The sequence below is a fragment of the Palleronia marisminoris genome (genome assembly GCF_900172315.1).
GTDB lineage: Bacteria > Pseudomonadota > Alphaproteobacteria > Rhodobacterales > Rhodobacteraceae > Palleronia > Palleronia marisminoris.
Genome location: NZ_FWFV01000004.1, coordinates 25,539 through 42,959, shown reverse-complemented (window position 1 = coordinate 42,959; position 17,421 = coordinate 25,539). Strand labels below are relative to the sequence as shown.

Here is a 17,421-nt window from a genome sequence, read left to right as displayed (position 1 = left end):
CTGCCGTAAGACGCGGACCGAGGCGAGAGAGGGGCAGTCATGGGTGACGACACCAAGCTGGCATTCCAGCACCCCGAAGCCCGCGCGGCCGCCTATCCGCCCGCGGGCTTCCCCGACCGGATCTCCCTGCGCGACCACGTCGTCGAGGTCGAGATCGGCGCCTTTCAGCCCGAGCGTGGCCGAACCCAGCGCGTCCAGTTCAACATCGTGGTCGAGGTCCGGCCAAGCCGCGCCGGAGCGACCGACGACGTGGACGACGTGCTGTCCTACGACACCATAGCCGAAGCCATCCAGGCGGCCCTGAGCGAAGAGCGGCTGAACCTCCTGGAAACCCTGGCCGAGCGGGTTGCGTCGCGCCTTCTGGCCGAACCGCAGGCGCTGCGCTGCTTCGTGCGGATCGAAAAGCTCGACCTCGGGCCGGGCGCGCTGGGGGTCGAGATCGTGCGCACCTCCGAAGGGCCGGTGCGCGAGACGACCGACGACACCGCCCCTCATCCCGTCGTGGCCTTCCTGGCGAACGCCGCCATCGACGCGCCGGACCTGCCCGCGATCCTCGACCGGATCGAGGCGGACGGGCCGGTGATCCTTTGCGTCGGGCCCGCGCCGAACCCCGCGCCGCAGACCGGCCACGCGATGGTCCAGCGCCGCATCGACCTGCTGGCGATCGAGCAGAACTGCTGGCGCCTCGCCGCTCGCGACGCCCGCTGCGTGGTCGTCGAGACGCGGACCGAACTCGACTGGGCGATGAAGAAGGGCCGCACGACCGTCTGGGCCCCGTCCAAGCTGGTGCTGGACGCCGTCGAGCCTCCTTCTGCTCAGCCGCGTGACACGGTCTCCCTGGCCGCGTGGTTCGCGGGACAAATGCGGGCACGCCGCCTGCTGGTCGTGGGCGCCGAGGCCCCCGCGACAGACCTCCCGACCGAGGCGTGGCCCCTGTGACCTACTGGCGGCCCATCCCCCAGGCCGGTCCCGCCCGCCCGCCAGAGGCGCTGACCCTCGCCGGCGGCTGGACGTGGTTCACCCATGTCGAGGCGCTGTCCCGCGACGCCGTCCCCCGGATCCTGCCGGCCGAGGCGCTGCCCTACGCCGTGCGCGACCGCCTCGTCGCCCCGCGCGCGCCGTTGGGCCGCCTGTCGCTGGATCAGCCGCGGATCATGGCGATCTTGAACGCGACGCCCGACAGCTTCTCGGACGGGGGTGTCCATGCGGGCGCCGAGGTCCCGCAAGCCCGGGCGCTCATCGCGGCGGGGGCCGACATCCTCGACGTGGGCGGTGAAAGCACCCGCCCCGGCGCCACCGCGATCCCCGTGGACGACGAGATCGCCCGCGTCACGCCCGCGATCCGCGCCGCGCGCGCCGATTGGGACGGGCCGATCTCGATCGACACGCGCAAGGCTGCCGTTGCCGAAGCGGCAATCGCTGCCGGAGCGGACATGATCAACGACGTCTCGGCCATGACTTTCGACCTGCGAATGCCCGCCACGGTCGCGGCCGCAGGCCTACCGGTGTGCCTTATGCACGCGCAAGGCGACCCGGCGACGATGCAGCAGTCGCCGCGCTACGATAACGTGCTGCTCGACGTCTACGACTACCTTGCCGCCCGGGTCGATGCCGCCGAAAGCGCCGGCATCCCCCGCGACCGGATCATCGTCGACCCCGGCATCGGGTTCGGCAAGACCGTCGCCCACAATCTCGCATTGCTCGCGCGATTGTCCCTGTTCCACGCGCTGGGCTGCCCCATCCTGCTGGGCGCGTCGCGCAAAAGGTTCATCGGCACCATCGGAGGGGCCGAGGTTCCCCGCGACCGGATGTCCGGATCCATCGCCGTCGCGCTTGCGGGGGCGGCGCAGGGTACGCAGATACTCCGCGTTCACGATTTGGCGGATACAAGACAGGCCCTTACCCTCTGGCAGGCGTCCACCACAGGAGAGACCCCATGACCCGCAAGCTCTTCGGCACCGACGGCGTCCGCGGCACCGCGAACACCCACCCGATGACGGCCGAGATGGCCATGAAGCTGGGCGCTGCCGCCGGCCGCTATTTCCGGCGCGAGGGCGCGGGCGCGCACCGGGTCGTGATCGGCAAGGACACCCGCCTGTCGGGCTACATGTTCGAGAACGCGCTGACCGCGGGCTTCACCAGCGTCGGCATGAACGTCCTGCTTCTGGGGCCGGTGCCGACGCCTGCGGTCGGAAGCCTGACCCCGTCGATGCGCGCCGATGCGGGCGTGATGATCTCGGCCAGCCACAACCCGCACGAGGATAACGGCATCAAGTTCTTCGGGCCCGACGGCTTCAAGCTGTCGGACGCTGCCGAGACCGAGATCGAGCGCCTCGTCGAAGAGGGCACCGAAAGGGCCAGCCCCGGCACGATCGGCCGCGCCAAGCGGATCGACGACGGCCGGTTCCGCTATGCCGAGCGGCTGAAGTCCACGCTGCCCGTCGGCCGCACCCTCGAGGGGCTGCGTATCGTGGTGGATTGCGCCAACGGGGCCGCACACCGCGTCGCCCCCGAGGTCCTGTGGGAACTTGGCGCCGAGGTCATTCCGATGGGGGTCGAACCCGATGGCCTGAACATCAATCTCGATTGCGGCTCGACCCGGCCGGAGACCGCGCAACGGCTGGTCCGCGAACGTCGCGCAGACCTCGGGATCTGCCTCGACGGCGACGCCGACCGGGTGATGATCATCGACGAGAACGGCGAGGTCGCCGACGGAGACCAGGTCATGGCGCTGTTCGCCAGCCGCTGGGCCGAGGCGGACCTTCTGGCGGAGCGCACGCTGGTCGCCACGGTCATGTCGAATCTCGGGCTGGAGCGGTTCCTCGGCTCGCGCGGGCTGCAGTTGCACCGCACCAAGGTCGGGGACCGGTACGTGGTCGAGGCGATGCGCGCGGGCGGGTACAACCTCGGGGGCGAGCAGTCGGGCCATATCGTGATGACCGACCACGCCACCACCGGCGACGGCCTTCTCGCGGGGCTGCACTTCCTGACCGCCATGGTCGAGACGGGAGAGAAGGCCTCCAAGCTCGCCGCGCAGTTCGACAAGGTACCGCAGCTTCTGAAGAACGTGCGCTACCAGCCGGGCGGGGCGCCGCTCGAGGATGAGGGCGTGAAGAAAGAGATCGCCGCCGCCGAAGAGCGGCTGAACGGCTCGGGCCGCGTGCTGATCCGCGCCTCGGGGACCGAGCCCCTGATCCGCGTGATGGCGGAATGCGAGGACGAGGCCCTCTTGGCCGAAGTCGTGGACTCCATCGCGGACCGCATCGCCCGCGCCACGGGCTAGCGCACGAGGCCGCGCAGCGAGTTCCACTGGCTGACGGCGAGGCCCGCGAGGATCAGCGCGAGCGCCGCGAAGAAGCGCAGCGGCAGCGCTTCGCCCAAGACGGCGGCGCCGAAGATCATGGACCAGACCGGCACCTGGTAGTTCACGAGCGTCATGAAGACCGATCCCGCGGTTTGCACCACCCGCACCCGGATCAGCACGGCCAGCGCCGTGGGGATCAGCCCCAGCACCACGATCGCCGGGTCCGCGAGGGAGCCCGACAGGCGGGGCACCCCCTCGACCAGAAGCATCGCGGGGATCAGCACCACCGCACCGACGACCAGGGTCAGCGCCGATAGCGTGATCGCGTCCACCGGCGGGCATCGCCGCGTCAGGATCGACCCGGCAGCGTAGGACACCGCCGCCGTCAGGCACGCAATCCGCCCCAGCGCCTCGGTGCCCCCAGTCTCAAACGCCAGCGCACCGGGTCCCAGCAGCAACGCCGCCCCGGAAAAGCCAAGGCTCACGCCGAAGGCTCGGCGCAGGGACATCGGCTCGTCCGAGAAGACATGCGCCAGGGGCAGCACGAATAACGGCAGTGCGGCCATCGACAGGCCGGCGAAGGCCGAGGGGACGTATTGCTGACCCCAGCTCAGAAGGAAGAACGGGAGGGCGGTGTTGGCGATCCCGATGGGGACGGCGAAGGCCCAGATGCGCGGTTCGCGGGGAAACCGCCGGCCCATCACGGCCATCAGCATCAGAAGCGCTGCCGCCCCCAGCGTCGTGCGCGCGCAGGCGACTGTCAGCGGGCCATAGCCGCGCAGGGCGATCGAGACGATCATGAAGGTCCCGCCCCAGATCAGGCCGAGGAACAGGATGGAGAGCCAGTTTTCAGGGGTGGGACGGTCGGTCATGGCGCTTTCGTAGGCCGGGCGCGAGACGGGGGGAAGAGCGACTTCGAGCAGCCAGCACGAAGAAAAACGCGCGGCCCGATCTCTCGGCCCGCGCGGGTGTTCCTGCAGACGGCGCGAGGGCGCGTCGGCTCAGTTCTTGTCCTTGTCGACCATGCGTCCGGCCGAGATCCACGGCATCATGCCGCGCAGCTTCTTGCCGACTTCCTCGATCTGGTGCTCGTCGTTCAGGCGGCGAGTAGCCTTGAACATCGGCTGGCCGACTGCGTTCTCCTGCATGAAGTCGCGGACGAACTTGCCGGTCTGGATGTCCGTCAGGACCTCCTTCATGCGCTTCTTCGTCTCGTCATAGGGCAGGATGCGGGGGCCCGAGACATACTCGCCATACTCGGCGGTGTTCGAGATCGAGTAGTTCATGTTCGCGATGCCGCCTTCGTAGATCAGGTCCACGATCAGCTTCACCTCGTGCAGGCACTCGAAATAGGCCATCTCGGGCTCGTAGCCGGCCTCGACCAGCGTCTCGAAGCCCATGCGGATCAGCTCGACGAGGCCGCCGCAGAGCACCGCCTGCTCGCCGAACAGGTCGGTCTCGCATTCCTGGCGGAAGTTGGTCTCGATGATGCCCGAACGCCCGCCACCGATGGCCGAGCAATAGCTGAGGCCGATCTCCATCGCCTTGCCGCTGGCGTCCTGGTGGACCGCGACAAGGCAGGGCACGCCGCCGCCCTTGGTGTATTCGCCGCGCACGGTGTGGCCGGGGCCCTTGGGCGCCATCATGATGACGTCGACGCCGGGCTTCGGCTCGATCAGGCCGAAATGCACGTTCAAGCCGTGGGCGAAGGCGATCGCGGCTCCGTCCTTCAGGTGGTCGTGGACATGCTTGCGGTAGGTTTCGGCCTGCAACTCGTCGGGCATGGTGAACATGATGAGGTCGCACCACGCGGCGGCTTCCTCGATCCCCATGACCTGCAGGCCTTCGCCCTCGGCCTTCTTGCGGCTGGGCGAGCCTTCGCGCAGCGCGACCGCCACGTTCTTGGCGCCCGAGTCGCGCAGGTTCAGCGCGTGGGCGTGGCCTTGGCTGCCATAGCCCAGGATCGCCACCTTCTTGTCCTTGATAAGGTTAATGTCGCAGTCCTGATCGTAATAGACGCGCATGTCGGTCCCTCCGGTTTGATGTGGCGGAGGGTAGTGGGTGAGGATGCGCGGCGGAAGCCATGAAACCACCGCCAGTTGCGCCTTCGATGGCCTCTTTTATTCGCCTTTGTCGTGCATCTATAAGTTCTTATGCTCGACGACATCGATAGGCGGCTTCTCCGCCAATTGCAGAACGATCCCGCCGCCACGTTGGCGGCGCTGGCCACCCGCGCCGGCGTCACGACGCAGCTTGCGACCCGCCGGTTCGAGAGGCTGCGCGCAAGCGGCGTCCTGCGCGGCCAGCACGCCCGGATCGACTGGCGCGCCTTGGGCTACGAGATCGAGGTCAGCCTGCGCTTCACCCTCGACAAGGCTGACCCCCGCGCCTTCGACGCCTTCATCGACGCCGCCCGCGAGGTGCCCGAGGTGACCGAGATTCAGACCTTCCTCGGCCGCGTCGATGTGCGCCTGTCGCTCGTCGCCCGCAACCTCGCCGACTACCACCGGCTCTACCGCGAGCGCATCCTGACCCTGCCGCACATCGCCGAGATCGAGGCGCTGATGCAGGTCGCGACCCTGAAAGCCGACGAAAGGCTGCCCCTGTGACCCCCGATGACACCGACCGCGCCATCCTGCGCGCCCTGACCGAGGACGCGACGCTGTCCTCTACGGCCTTGGGCGAGCGGGTCGGCCTGTCCCAGCCGGTCGCCTGGCGACGGGTGCGGCGGCTGCAGGAGGCCGGGATCCTGAAGGGCCGGCGCCTCGATCTGGACCTCGAGGCACTGGGGTTCGGGGTGACGATGTTCCTGGGGGTGAAGCTCGCCGCGAAGGGGCGGTTGGACCTCACCGCATTCGAGCGCGCGATCACCGCCATCCCCGAGGTGCAGACGGTCGAGCACGTGTTGGGCCTCTACGACTACCGTCTGCGGGTCATTGCCCGGGACATCGCCGATTTCGAGCGTGTCCTGCGCCGCCGCATCCTGACGCTGCCGGGCGTCGGCAACGTCGAGGCGAACGTCCTTCTCAGCGAGGAGCGGCGGTCCGGTCCGATCTGAGCGCACCCATCCCCGCCATCATCACCCGCCGCCGCAGGGGGGCTACGTCGTTCACCAGCTTCAGCCCCTCGGCCCGCAGCTTCTGGACCGGCCCGAGGTTCGACCGGCAAAGGCGGTTGTAGGCATCGATAGCCGCGGCCCGTCCCAGCATGTCCGCCTGCCGCGCGCGCGCATAGCGGGCCAACCCTTCGGGCGCCCCGGGATCCTCCTGCAGACAGTCGGCAAGGGTGGCGATATCGGCGATCGAAGTGTTCAGCCCCTGCGCGCCGATCGGCGGCAGGACGTGCGCGGCCTCGGCCACCAGGACGGTGCGCTTGGCCGTCAATGCGCGGGCGGTCTGGGTGACGATGGGCCAGACCCGCAGCGGCGTCGCGCGCTGCATCGGCCCCATGACGTGGAGCGCACGCTCGGTCAGGCGGGCGTTGAACGTCGCCTCGTCCATCCGGGCAAGCTCGGTCACGCGGGCGCCGTCGTCCATCCAGACGATCGAGGACGCCGCCCGCCCGTCGTGATCCGCCAGCGGGACAGTGACCATCGCGCCGCCGGAATTGTATATCTCGGTCGAGACATGCTGGTGCGGTTCGGCATGGGTGCAGGCGAAGGCGAGCGCCTTCTGCCCGTAGCGCTGGATGCGCGTGTCGATCCCGGCCGCCTCGCGCACCGGCGAGGCGCGGCCGTCGGCGCCCACCACCAGCCGGGCCGTCAACCGTCTGCCGTCGGTCAGGGTCACGAACGCCTTGTCGTCCCGCGCTGTCATGTCTGCAAAGCCGGTGCCCAGCCGCAGATCGACCCCCGGCGCCTCGCGCAGGGCCGCCGAAAGTGTCTGGTGCGCGCGCCAGTTCATCACGTTCCAGCCGAAGGCCCCGAGGCCCAGATCGTCGGGCCGGAAGGTCCGCAAAGCGGTCTGCTGTGGCGGCCAGCCGGTCGAGTCCATGACCCGGAGCGCCTCGAGCGGCGTGGCATCCGGCGACAGATGCTCCCACAGTTCCGCCTCGCGCAGGACGTCGACCGACGGCTCAAGGTAGGCGGTCGACCGCAGGTCCGAGCCCTCGGCCGCCTCGCCATCGGGCGGGGTCGACGGGTCGCAGATCGTGACGCGCCAGCCGCGCTTGGCCAGAAGCGCCGCCAGCACCATGCCGGAGATGCCGGCGCCCGAGATGAAGATGTCGGTATCCATGGCTCTCATGGTAGGTGGCGGGGCCGCGCGGGGAAGCCGCCGATGCCGACCTGCGACAGAAAAGCCGTCAGATCGGGGGCGTGGTGGTCGATAAACGGCTCCTCAACGGCGCGGGGGCCGACGAGGACGGTGCACACGCCGCGCGCGTGGGGGATGCGCAGGTTTGCCGGGCTGTCCTCGAACATCGCGGCGCAGGTGGGGTCGATGTCCAGCGCGCGGAAGGCAGAGTCGAAGGCGCGGGCGTCGGGCTTGGCGACGAAATCCGCGTGCTCGATGGTGAAGGTGCCGTGAAAATGGTCGGTCAGGCCCCGCGCCCGAAGGATACGCTCTGCGTGCCACGCGCTGCCGTTCGTGAACACGACCCGACGCCCGGGCAGCGCTGCGAGGGCGGTCCCAAGCGCGGGATCGGCGGCGAGGCCGGTCAATGGGATGTCATGCACATCGGCCAGGAACGTCTCGGGCGCGATGCCGTGACGGGCGACGAGGCCGGGCAGCGTGCCGCCGTAGTCGCGCCAGTAGGCGTGGCGCAGGCGGTCGGCCTCGGCCGGTTCGACCCCCAGCCGCTGCGCGATCCAGTCGGTCATGCGCGCCTCGATCGCCGCCACGATCCCCGATTCGGGCGGGTAGAGCGTGTCGTCCAGGTCGAAGATCCACGTGTCGATGGTCATTCCGCTGCCCTAGCGGCGGGCCAGCGGGCTGTCTATACCGCCGGGAAGGGAGGGCTCGCATGCCAGACGCGAAAGCGCCGCAAAAGGACGCCTATCGGCTGATCCTCGAGGCGATAGACGAGGGGCTCTACAAGCCCGGCGACCGGCTGGTCGAGAACGAGTTGGCCGAGCGCTTCGGCGTCAGCCGCACGCCGATCCGCGAGGCGTTGCAGCGGCTCGAGACGCAGTCGTTGCTGACGCGGGACGGGCGGAGCCTGATCGTCTCGTCGCTCGACCACAACCAGATGGCCGAGCTTTACATCGTGCGGACCGAGCTCGAGGGGCTGGCGGCCGAACTGGCCGCGCGCCACGCAACCGACGAGGAGCTGCGCGTGCTGCGCCGGATGGTCGAGGACGACCGGGGGCGGCTTGACGATCCGCGCGCGCTCAGCCGGTCGAACCGGCGCTTCCACAAGCAGATCCACCTTGCCTCGCACAACATGTTCCTGGTGCAGCAGCTTGACCTGGTGCACCGGTCGATGGCCCTTCTGGCGACGACCTCCCTTGCCGTCGAGGGGCGCGGAGAGGATGCGCTGGCCGAGCATGACGCCATCGTCTCGGCTCTCGAGGCGCGGGACGGGGCGGCGGCGCGCGGGGCGCTGTGCGCGCATATCTCTACCGCGTACGAGACGCGCCTGCGCCACGATTCGACGCAGGACGCGCCGCACTAGTCGGGGCGCGTGACGCCGTGCGCGGTCTTGTCCCAGTAGAAGGGCCGGGTGACGAGTTCGGCCACCGCCTTGCACAGCGAAATCGTCGCGAGCGGATAGTAGAGCATCATCACCGGGATCCACCGCGCCAGCTCAAGACGTCGCTGCCGCGACAGGGCGATGGCGAGGCCGATCGCCTGGATCACAAGCGTCAGGCCCAGCCCCAGTTGCACGACCCAAAGCGCGTGAAGCGTGGGGGTGTAGGGCAGGGGCGCTGCAGCCAAGAGCAGCCAGAACGGCCACAGAAGCGGCGCCAGCGCAGCACCGGCCAGCGAACCCAGGAACAGGACCTGCACGCCCACGAAGCCCCATGGCCCGATGTCGCGGATCAGGCGCAGCGGGTGGCGCATGTGGGCCGCCCATGTGATCGCGTAGCCCTTCTGCCAGCGGGAGCGCTGCTTGATCCAGGCGAGTGGACGGGCGGTGGCCTCTTCGCGGGTGACGCTGTCGATCAGTTCGGTCCGCCAGCCGGCGCGGGCGAGGCGCAGGCCAAGGTCGGCGTCTTCGGTGACGTTGTGCGCATCCCAGCCGCCGACGGCTTCCAGCGCGTCGCGGCGCAGGAAGATCGTGGTTCCGCCAAGCGGAATGGGCCAGCCGAGCCGCCCGATCGCCGGCAGGATCATCCAGAACCACGCCGCGTAGTCGATGGAAAAGCACCGGGTAAGCCAACTCGCCCGGGTGTTGTAGAAGCTCAGCCGACCTTGCAGCGCCGCAACGTTCGGCTTGGCCGCCGCAAACCGCGCGGCCACCCGAAGAAGCTGGTCGGACTCCGGCGCGTCCTCGGCGTCGTACACGCCGACGATCGTGCCCCGGCAAAAATCCAGCGCGACGTTCATCGCGCGCGGCTTCGTCTGAACCTCGCCTGGGGCCACGGTCAGGACATGCGCCCAAGCCGGCAGCGCGACCCGCGAGATGGCCCGCGCGGTGACGTGGTCGTCGCATTCCATGATGAGCCACACCTCGAACCGGTCCCGCGGATAATCGACCGCCTCGATCCGCTCGAGAAGCATGGGGGCGATGTCTTCCTCGCGGTAGAGCGGCAGGAGGATCGAGATCGTGGGCAGCGCGCTGGGAGCCTGTCGCACCATCCGCCCGGTGCGCCGCGGCCACATGGCGACGAGGTAAAGCGCGGTCTGGATGGCGAGAATGCCGATCGCCACGACCTGCCCGGCGATCAGCGCGCGGCTTGGCGCAAGGCAGACGGCCGCCACGAGCAGAACGCCGATGCCGGCCGCGACGGAGGGCGCAATGCGCAAGCCCCGGCAGCTGCGGTCCGGCGGGCACCTCTCTTCGGCCTCGCGTGCGAGGGCGAGGCCGCCATGGCGCGTGAGCGCGGCCATCAAATCCGCGCGCTTGGTGGGCACGGGCACGATATCCCCCAGAACCGAACGGATCCGCGAGGCGACCAGCGTGAAGCGATCGGGGTCGGCTACCGCAATCGGCTGGAAACCCGACCCGGCACGAAGGGGCAGCACGGCATGGCGGGCGCAGAACCCGGCGCCCAGTTTGCGGATCGCGCGCGCGTCGGGCAGGGGCACGGCATCGCGGCCCGGGACGACCGGCGACATGGGATCGAGATGAGCGAGGTCGAACATGGCGGTTCCGTCCGTGGATCCGCCAATCCTGTCACCCTTCGCTTAAGGGATGGTGAACGCGGATCAGGCCGCGTCGTCCATCACCTTCGCGAAACGCTCGAACAGGTAGAAGCTGTCCTGCGGGCCGGGGCTGGCCTCGGGGTGGTGCTGGACGCCCCAGACGGGTCGGTCGGGCACGCGGATGCCGCAGTTCGAGCCGTCGAAGAGCGAGATATGCGTCTCTTCCACGCCCTTCGGCAGGGTCTGCGAGTTCACGGTGAAGCCGTGGTTCATCGACGTGATTTCGACCTTGCCGGTCGCCAGCTCCTTCACCGGATGGTTCGCGCCGTGATGGCCGTGGCCCATCTTCTGCGTCTCGGCCCCGAGGGCGAGACCCAGAAGCTGGTGACCAAGGCAGATGCCGAACACGGGGATGTCCGAGGTCTTGAGGACTTCCTGGATCATCGGGACCGCATACTTGCCGGTCGCCGCCGGGTCGCCGGGACCGTTCGAGAGGAACAGTCCAGCGGGATTGTGGGCCATGATTTCCTCGGCCGTGGCGGTGGCGGGCAGGACGGTCACATCGCAGCCGGCGCTGGCCAGGCAGCGCAGGATGTTGCGCTTGGCGCCGTAGTCGATGGCCACGACCTTGTGGCCGGGCTTGTCGCGCTTGAGGTAACCGGTCGGCCAGGCCCACCGCATCTCGTCCCAGCGGTACGATTGCAGGCAACTGACGTCCTTGGCGAGGTCCAGCCCGACGAGGCCCGGGAACGAGCGTGCGGCAGCGATCAGCGCCTCGATGTCGAACTTGCCCTCGGGGTTGTGGGCGAGCGCGACATGCGGCGCGCCCTGCTGGCGGATCGCGCGGGTCAGCCGGCGCGTGTCTAGGCCGCCGATGCCGATCTTGCCGTGCCGGGCCAGCCAGGCGCCCAGCTCTTCGGCGGCGCGCCAGTTGGACGAGGCCGTCGGGTCCCACTTCACCACCATCCCTTCCGCGAACGGAATCGCGGTCTCGTCATCCTCGGGAGTGACGCCGGTGTTGCCGATATGGGGGAACGTGAAGGTCACGATCTGACCCGCGTAGGAGGGGTCGGTCACGATCTCCTGGTAGCCGGTCATCGCGGTGTTGAAGCAGAGCTCGGCCGTGGTTTGCCCGGTGGCGCCAAATCCGCGGCCATAGAAGACAGTCCCGTCGGCAAGGGCGAGGCAGGCGGTCGGGGTCTGGCGGGGCATGGCGGGATCTCCGGGCTGGGCGCAAATCTACCGCGATGTATGGAGATCGTGCCACACGGTCAAGCGCCTTGCCGTTCCCGACCTCCGGTCATAGGTGAAAGGCCGTTTCCGCGTCGACCGAGGATATGCCATGGAACTGCGCGACCGCATCAATGCCGCCATGAAGACGGCGATGAAAGAGAAGCAGGCCGCACGTCTTTCGACGCTGCGGCTGATCAACGCCGCGATCAAGGACCGCGACATTGCCGCCCGCTCGACCGAGGACGGGCCCGATGGGGTCACGGACGCGGAAGTGCGCCAGATCCTGGGGCGCATGATCAAGCAGCGCCAGGAAAGCGCGCGCGCCTATGAAGAAGGCGGGCGCCTCGAACTGGCCGAGGGCGAGCGCGAGGAAATCGCGATCATCGAGGAATTCCTGCCGCGCCGCCTGGCCGACGACGAGGTGGAGCGTGCCGTCGATACCGCAATCTCCGAGACGGGCGCCACATCGATCCGGGACATGGGCAAGGTGATGGGGGTCCTGAAGGAGCGTCACACCGGTCAGATGGATTTCGGCATGGTCGGTCCCAAGGTGAAGTCCCGGCTGAACTGAGCGCCGGGACGGTACGCTTGCCGCGCCCTAGTGCGGCAGGCGTTTCAGCAGCCGGTCGAGGTCGTCATAGACGGCCTCGCGCTCTTCGGGGCTGAGGAAGGCGCCAAGCTCGACCTCGCGGCCACCACCATCCAGCGTCAGGTAATTCCTCACCGGCCCGCGATCGGGGTGGAGCGAGAGGCGAATCCAATAGGGGTTGGCCTCCCATGTCTGGTCCGAGGTACGGGGGTTGTGACGCACCAGCGCGATCCGGTCCGACCAGACCGTCAGCACTTCGGTGAGTTCGCCGTCGCGGTAGTTCCTGAGGAAGAACAGGTACAGCGCGGCCATCGCCGCCACGAGGAACGGCAGGAGTCCCCAGAAGACCGGCGTGCCGATGAACGGGGCGAGGGGCACCAGGAACATGCAGCCGGTGAACGCCATGATCCCCACGAAGCCGGACATGGGCAGGGAGCGGTGCGGCCAGAGCCGCAGGGTGGCGAAAGGACGCCCCCCCTCATGCGAAAAGGCCCCGGGCGATGCCGGGGCCTCCTCTTTCGATGTGGTCCATTGAACCGGCATGGTCAGTGCGCGTGGCCCTTGTCCCAGTCCTCGCGCTTGGGGAGCGTCTCGAACGTGTGCTCCGGCGGCGGCGAGGGCAGGGTCCATTCCAGTGTGTCGGCCCACTCATTCCAGGGATTCGCGGGCGCCGTGCGCGGCACCTTCGCGAGGACCCAGAAGATCGCCCCGATGAAGAACAGGAAGGAGGCGAAGGACAGGTAGGCCCCCCAGGACGAGACATGGTGCCACAGAGCGAACGCCTCGGGGTAGTCGATGTAGCGGCGGGGCATGCCCTGACGACCCAGGAAGTGCTGGGGGAAGAAGGTCAGGTTGGCGCCGATGAACATCGCCCAGAAGTGCGCGTGGCCGATCCATTCGGGGATCATCTTCCCGGTGAACTTCGGGAAGTAGAAGTAGATGCCCGCGAAGATGGCGAAGACGGCGCCCAGGGACATGACGTAGTGGAAGTGCGCCACGACGTAGTAGGTGTCGTGATAGGCGCGGTCGATTGCCGCCTGGCTCAGCACGACGCCGGTGACGCCGCCGATGGTGAACACGGCGAGGAAGCCGCAGGCCCAGAGCATGGGTGCCTTGAGCTCGACCGAGCCGCCCCACATCGTCGCGATCCACGAGAAGATCTTGATGCCCGTGGGCACCGCGATGACCATCGTGGCCAGCATGAAGTAGGACTGCTGGGTCAGCGACATGCCGACGGTGTACATGTGGTGCGCCCAGACGACGAAGCCCAGGACGCCGATCGCGATCAGCGCCCAGACCATCGGCAGGTAGCCGAAGATCGGCTTCTTCGAGAACGTCGCAATGATGTGGCTGATGATGCCGAAGCCCGGCAGGACCACGATATACACCTCGGGGTGTCCGAAGAACCACAGGATGTGCTGGTAGAGGATCGGATCACCACCGCCCGAGGGGTCGAAGAACGTCGTGCCGAAGTTCCGGTCGGTCAGCAGCATGGTGATCGCGCCGGCCAGGACGGGCAGGGCCAGAAGGATCAGCCACGCTGTCACGAACACGGACCACGCGAAGAGCGGAACCTTGAACAGCGTCATGCCCGGAGCGCGCATGTTCAGGAACGTCGTGATGATGTTGATCGCGCCCAGGATCGACGAGGCGCCCGAAACGTGCACGGCGAAGATGGCAAGGTCGGTGGAATACCCGCCCTCGGTCGTCGAAAGCGGCGGATAGAGCACCCAGCCGATCCCCGAGCCCATCTGCCCGTTGCCGCCAGGTGCGAACAGCGAGCACACCGCTAGCGCCGAACCGGCAACGAAAAGCCAGTAGCTGAGGTTGTTGAGGCGCGGGAACGCCATGTCCGGCGCGCCGATCTGCAGCGGCATCAGGTAGTTGCCGAAGCCACCGAAAAGCGCGGGAATGACGACGAAGAACATCATCAGGATGCCGTGGGCCGTGATCAGCACGTTCCACAGGTGTCCGTTCGGCGTGCAGTTCTCGGTCGCGGTCGGGAGGAGCCGCGCGCCTTCCATGCACATGAACTGGACGCCGGGCTCCATGAGCTCCATGCGCATGTACACCGTGAACGCGACCGAGATGAACCCGGTTACTGCCGCGGTGACGAGGTAAAGGATACCGATATCCTTGTGGTTGGTGGACATGAACCACCGGGTGAAGAAGCCCCGGTCGTCCTCGTGTCCGCCATGGCCGTGGACGGCTGCATCAGCCATGTCGTCCCTCCTGGTTCCCGTTAACAAAGAGGCACGCAGACTCCGAGCCCCACGCGCATCGAAGCGCGTTCTAAGCCTATCAGCCGGGCATCGCAATGATACGTTTTGGCGCGGTGCGGGAACTGCGACGGCAATTCGGCTCTAATTCTGCCGGACGTCCGCCGCCGCAACTCGGGCATGCCGAGCCTTGCGGACACGGGCCGTGCGCGGCATTCAGGCGCCATGGGACGAACCGAGACATGAGGGGGCCCGACTGGCCCGTGGCGGGGCGCGGGCAGAGTGTGGGCCTGCTCGGCGGCTCGTTCGATCCCGCCCATGCGGGGCACGTGGCAATCACGCGGGCGGCGCTCGCCCGGTTCGGGCTGGACTGGGTGTGGTGGGTGGTCTCTCCCGGCAATCCGCTGAAGCGGGACGCTCCCGCCGCGTTGGATCGCCGGCTTGCACAGGCGCGCCAGGTGATGCGCCACCCGCGCGTGCACGTCACGGACATCGAGGCGCAGTTGTCCTCGCGGTTCAGCGCCGACACCGTGGCGAGCCTGCAAGAGGCGTATCCCCACCTGCGCTTCGTCTGGCTCATGGGGTCGGACAACTTGGGCCAATTCCACCTCTGGGATCGGTGGGACGAAATCGCGGGCCGTGTGCCGCTGGGGATCTTCGCGCGGCCGGGGGATCGGCTGCGCGCGCTCAACTCGCCCACGGCGCGGCGGCTGGCGTCGGATCGTGTGCCGCCCGCGATGCTTGCGCAGGCTGCGCCGCCCGCCTGGTCCTTCGTCAATATCCCGCTGCGGCCTGAATCCTCGACCGAATTGCGACGCGCGGGACAGTGGAAACATTGAAGTGATCCCGTTGTCAGGTACTTATGGTTGATCGTTTCCGCGCGATCGCTCTAAATCATTCGGCGGCAAAACCGGAGGGAAAATGCGCCTGAGCAGACGCCAGATGCTGGCGGGCCTCTTGTCGGCCAGCGCGACCGGCGCTTGGGCCGAGGCTCCGACGCGTTCAATTCGCCCGCGCCTCCGCGGCTCCGAGCCCCCCAAGGAGCCGATCCCCACCGGGAAGGACCTGGTCGAGGGCAGCAGCCTGTCGGGCACGGTCGCCTTCGCCGTGGCCGATGCCGCCACCGGCGAAGTGCTCGAATCGCACAACTACGCCCTCGGGATGCCCCCGGCCTCGACGGCCAAGGCGCTGACCACGATGTGGGCGCTCGAACAGCTGGGGGCGCAGCACCGCTTCGACACGCGGCTTGTGGCGACGGGGCCGGTGGTGAACGGGCGGATCGAGGGCGACCTGATTCTCGCCGGCGGGGGTGATCCGACCCTGGATACCGACGGTCTGATGGCCATGGCCGTGGCGCTGAAGGAGATGGGCGTCCGCGAGATCGGCGGGCGGATGCGCGTGTGGTCCGGGGCGCTGCCGAACCTCTACGAGATCGACGAGGAGCAGCCCCGGCACGTTGCCTACAACCCGGCGATCGGCGGCCTGAACCTGAATTACAACCGTGTCCATTTCGGGTGGGAGCGGCAAGGCGGTGCTTACGAGGTGACGATGGATTCGCCCGGAATCCGCGAGACCGCCGCCGTGACGGTGGCGCAGATGGAGGTCGCGGATCGTGCCGGCCCGGTCTACACCTACAATCGCGGCGAGCGCATCGACGAATGGACCGTGGCGCGAACGGCCCTTGGGAACGCCGGCTCGCGCTGGCTGCCGGTGCGCTTTCCCGCGCTCTATGCAGGCGAGGTGTTCCAGACGCTCGCGCAGTCGCAGGGCATCATCTCGGGCGGCGTTGTGGACTATGCCGACCACGCGCAGGGTGACGTGCTGCAGGTCCACCGCAGCAATGTGCTGCCGCCGATTCTGGCCGACATGCTGAACTATTCGACCAACATCACCGCCGAGGTGGTGGGCGTCTCGGCGTCCCAGACCGAAGGCCCGGTCGAGTCGCTGGTTGAAAGCGCTGGCCGGATGAACGACTGGCTGAAGCGCGAGCACGGACTCCGCAACGTCGCGCTCGAGGATCACTCGGGGCTGGGCGACGACAGCCGCATCTCACCGGCCGACATGGTCCGCGCGATGGTTGCCAGTCACGACGGCGGCGCGCTGAAATCGCTGATGAAGGGCTTTCCGCTCGACGACACGCGGTTCACGGTGACCGCCAAGACCGGCACACTGAACTTCGTCAGCGCGTTGACCGGCTACATCACCGGCCCGACGGACGGTCGGACGCTCGCCTTCGCGATCTTCACCGGCGACATCCCCCGCCGCGATGCGCTGACCGTGGAACAGCGCGAGCGCCCCGAGGGTGGGCGCAGCTGGATCGGATCGTCGAAATACCTCCAGCGCCAGCTTCTGGAAAGCTGGGGCAAGGCGCACCTGACCTAAAGCACCATGTGCCGCGCCCGGGCACCCCGTTCGATGGCGGCCGCGCTCAGCCGCGAGATCGACAGCTCGTAGCGGATTTCCTCCAGCAGGCGAATCTCGGTCTCGCCCAGAGCGCCGTCGGCAGCCGCGACGTCGCAGGCCAGCGCGTAGGCGGTCTCGAACAGGGGCTCGGGCAGGTTGTCGCGGATCAGGCCGAACAGCGCGTCGAGCCCGTCCTCTTCCGCGTAAAGGTCGAACACCGTCTGCGAGACGGTGCGGATCCGATCCTGGTCGTATTTCGCGAAGATCGGCAGGTGGTTGACGACCCGCTCGATCGTGACGAGCTCGGTCGTGCGCAGGTTCTCGTCCGATGCGGAGACGGCGACCATGACCGCCACAAGGCAATCCTGCGGGCTGAGGCTGTTGGGGACGTCGTTCATCGGTGCTCCGGGGGTTCGGGTGTCGGCA

The 17,421-nt window shown here is 68.3% G+C and carries 18 protein-coding genes; 9 read left to right on the top strand and 9 right to left on the bottom strand.

What is annotated here, in order from left to right; all coding sequences use genetic code 11:
* The first annotated feature begins 39 nt into the window (after positions 1-39).
* From PAM7066_RS08190 to glmM, 3 genes are read left to right on the top strand one after another with little or no spacing between them, the layout of a single operon-like run.
* Positions 40-939: a dihydroneopterin aldolase gene (locus PAM7066_RS08190; protein ID WP_085853676.1), complete on the top strand. Its 900-nt coding sequence runs from the start codon at positions 40-42 to the stop codon at positions 937-939.
* The gene (gene folP, locus PAM7066_RS08185; protein ID WP_085853675.1) at positions 936-1,940 is read left to right on the top strand and encodes a dihydropteroate synthase; all 1,005 of its coding nucleotides are present in this window, start codon (positions 936-938) and stop codon (positions 1,938-1,940) included. Before PAM7066_RS08190 ends, folP begins: the two co-directional genes overlap by 4 nt.
* Positions 1,937-3,283, top strand: coding sequence for a phosphoglucosamine mutase (glmM, locus tag PAM7066_RS08180; protein ID WP_085853674.1), 1,347 nt, complete (start codon positions 1,937-1,939; stop codon positions 3,281-3,283). Before folP ends, glmM begins: the two co-directional genes overlap by 4 nt.
* On the opposite strand, the gene PAM7066_RS08175 is transcribed toward glmM, so the two are convergent.
* Entirely contained in the window at positions 3,280-4,176 is an 897-nt protein-coding gene (locus PAM7066_RS08175; RefSeq protein WP_085853673.1) for a DMT family transporter, read from the bottom strand. The genes glmM and PAM7066_RS08175 overlap by 4 nt on opposite strands.
* A gap of 129 nt (positions 4,177-4,305) precedes the next feature.
* The gene (gene ilvC / locus PAM7066_RS08170; protein ID WP_085853672.1) at positions 4,306-5,328 is read right to left on the bottom strand and encodes a ketol-acid reductoisomerase; all 1,023 of its coding nucleotides are present in this window, start codon (positions 5,326-5,328) and stop codon (positions 4,306-4,308) included.
* 129 nt (positions 5,329-5,457) lie between these two features.
* On the opposite strand from ilvC, the gene PAM7066_RS08165 reads away from it, so the two are divergent.
* Both PAM7066_RS08165 and PAM7066_RS08160 read left to right on the top strand, forming a co-directional pair.
* Positions 5,458-5,913 carry an Lrp/AsnC family transcriptional regulator gene (locus tag PAM7066_RS08165; RefSeq protein ID WP_085853671.1) on the top strand — a complete coding sequence of 152 codons (456 nt, stop codon included), beginning with the start codon at positions 5,458-5,460 and terminating at the stop codon, positions 5,911-5,913.
* Positions 5,910-6,362 (top strand): Lrp/AsnC family transcriptional regulator, encoded by a 453-nt coding sequence (locus PAM7066_RS08160; RefSeq protein WP_085853670.1) that lies wholly within the window; start codon positions 5,910-5,912, stop codon positions 6,360-6,362. Before PAM7066_RS08165 ends, PAM7066_RS08160 begins: the two co-directional genes overlap by 4 nt.
* Here PAM7066_RS08160 and PAM7066_RS08155 read toward each other — a convergent pair.
* A complete protein-coding gene (locus tag PAM7066_RS08155; RefSeq protein ID WP_085853669.1) occupies positions 6,331-7,539 on the bottom strand; it encodes an FAD-dependent monooxygenase in 1,209 nt (402 codons plus the stop codon). The two genes, PAM7066_RS08160 and PAM7066_RS08155, sit on opposite strands and share 32 nt — an antisense overlap.
* Before the next feature lie 5 nt (positions 7,540-7,544).
* Complete coding sequence (locus PAM7066_RS08150) at positions 7,545-8,207, bottom strand: pyrimidine 5'-nucleotidase (RefSeq protein WP_085853668.1); 663 nt, start codon at positions 8,205-8,207, stop codon at positions 7,545-7,547.
* Positions 8,208-8,266: 59 nt separating this feature from the next.
* Here PAM7066_RS08150 and PAM7066_RS08145 point away from each other — a divergent pair, with 59 nt between their 5' ends.
* Positions 8,267-8,917, top strand: coding sequence for a GntR family transcriptional regulator (locus tag PAM7066_RS08145; RefSeq protein WP_085853667.1), 651 nt, complete (start codon positions 8,267-8,269; stop codon positions 8,915-8,917).
* Here PAM7066_RS08145 and PAM7066_RS08140 read toward each other — a convergent pair.
* Both PAM7066_RS08140 and carA read right to left on the bottom strand, forming a co-directional pair.
* On the bottom strand, positions 8,914-10,551 hold the full coding sequence (locus PAM7066_RS08140) for a glycosyltransferase family 2 protein (RefSeq protein ID WP_085853666.1): 1,638 nt from the start codon (positions 10,549-10,551) through the stop codon (positions 8,914-8,916). The two genes, PAM7066_RS08145 and PAM7066_RS08140, sit on opposite strands and share 4 nt — an antisense overlap.
* A gap of 63 nt (positions 10,552-10,614) precedes the next feature.
* A complete protein-coding gene (gene carA / locus PAM7066_RS08135) occupies positions 10,615-11,763 on the bottom strand; it encodes a glutamine-hydrolyzing carbamoyl-phosphate synthase small subunit (RefSeq protein WP_085853665.1) in 1,149 nt (382 codons plus the stop codon).
* Between the two features lie 130 nt (positions 11,764-11,893).
* Here carA and PAM7066_RS08130 point away from each other — a divergent pair, with 130 nt between their 5' ends.
* Entirely contained in the window at positions 11,894-12,355 is a 462-nt protein-coding gene (locus tag PAM7066_RS08130; protein WP_085853664.1) for a GatB/YqeY domain-containing protein, read from the top strand.
* A gap of 27 nt (positions 12,356-12,382) precedes the next feature.
* Here the strand turns inward: PAM7066_RS08130 and PAM7066_RS08125 are convergent, their stop codons facing one another.
* Positions 12,383-12,916: a DUF2244 domain-containing protein gene (locus PAM7066_RS08125; protein ID WP_085853663.1), complete on the bottom strand. Its 534-nt coding sequence runs from the start codon at positions 12,914-12,916 to the stop codon at positions 12,383-12,385.
* Between the two features lie 2 nt (positions 12,917-12,918).
* Complete coding sequence (ctaD, locus tag PAM7066_RS08120) at positions 12,919-14,595, bottom strand: cytochrome c oxidase subunit I (protein ID WP_085853662.1); 1,677 nt, start codon at positions 14,593-14,595, stop codon at positions 12,919-12,921.
* Between the two features lie 239 nt (positions 14,596-14,834).
* On the opposite strand from ctaD, the gene PAM7066_RS08115 reads away from it, so the two are divergent.
* Together PAM7066_RS08115 and dacB are read left to right on the top strand one after the other, a co-directional pair.
* Positions 14,835-15,431, top strand: a complete 597-nt coding sequence (locus tag PAM7066_RS08115) for a nicotinate-nucleotide adenylyltransferase (protein ID WP_085853661.1) — start codon at positions 14,835-14,837, stop codon at positions 15,429-15,431.
* Between the two features lie 82 nt (positions 15,432-15,513).
* Positions 15,514-16,974 (top strand): D-alanyl-D-alanine carboxypeptidase/D-alanyl-D-alanine endopeptidase, encoded by a 1,461-nt coding sequence (gene dacB, locus PAM7066_RS08110; protein WP_085853660.1) that lies wholly within the window; start codon positions 15,514-15,516, stop codon positions 16,972-16,974.
* Here dacB and PAM7066_RS08105 read toward each other — a convergent pair.
* On the bottom strand, positions 16,971-17,393 hold the full coding sequence (locus PAM7066_RS08105; protein WP_085853659.1) for a tellurite resistance TerB family protein: 423 nt from the start codon (positions 17,391-17,393) through the stop codon (positions 16,971-16,973). The genes dacB and PAM7066_RS08105 overlap by 4 nt on opposite strands.
* Positions 17,394-17,421 lie beyond the last annotated feature (28 nt).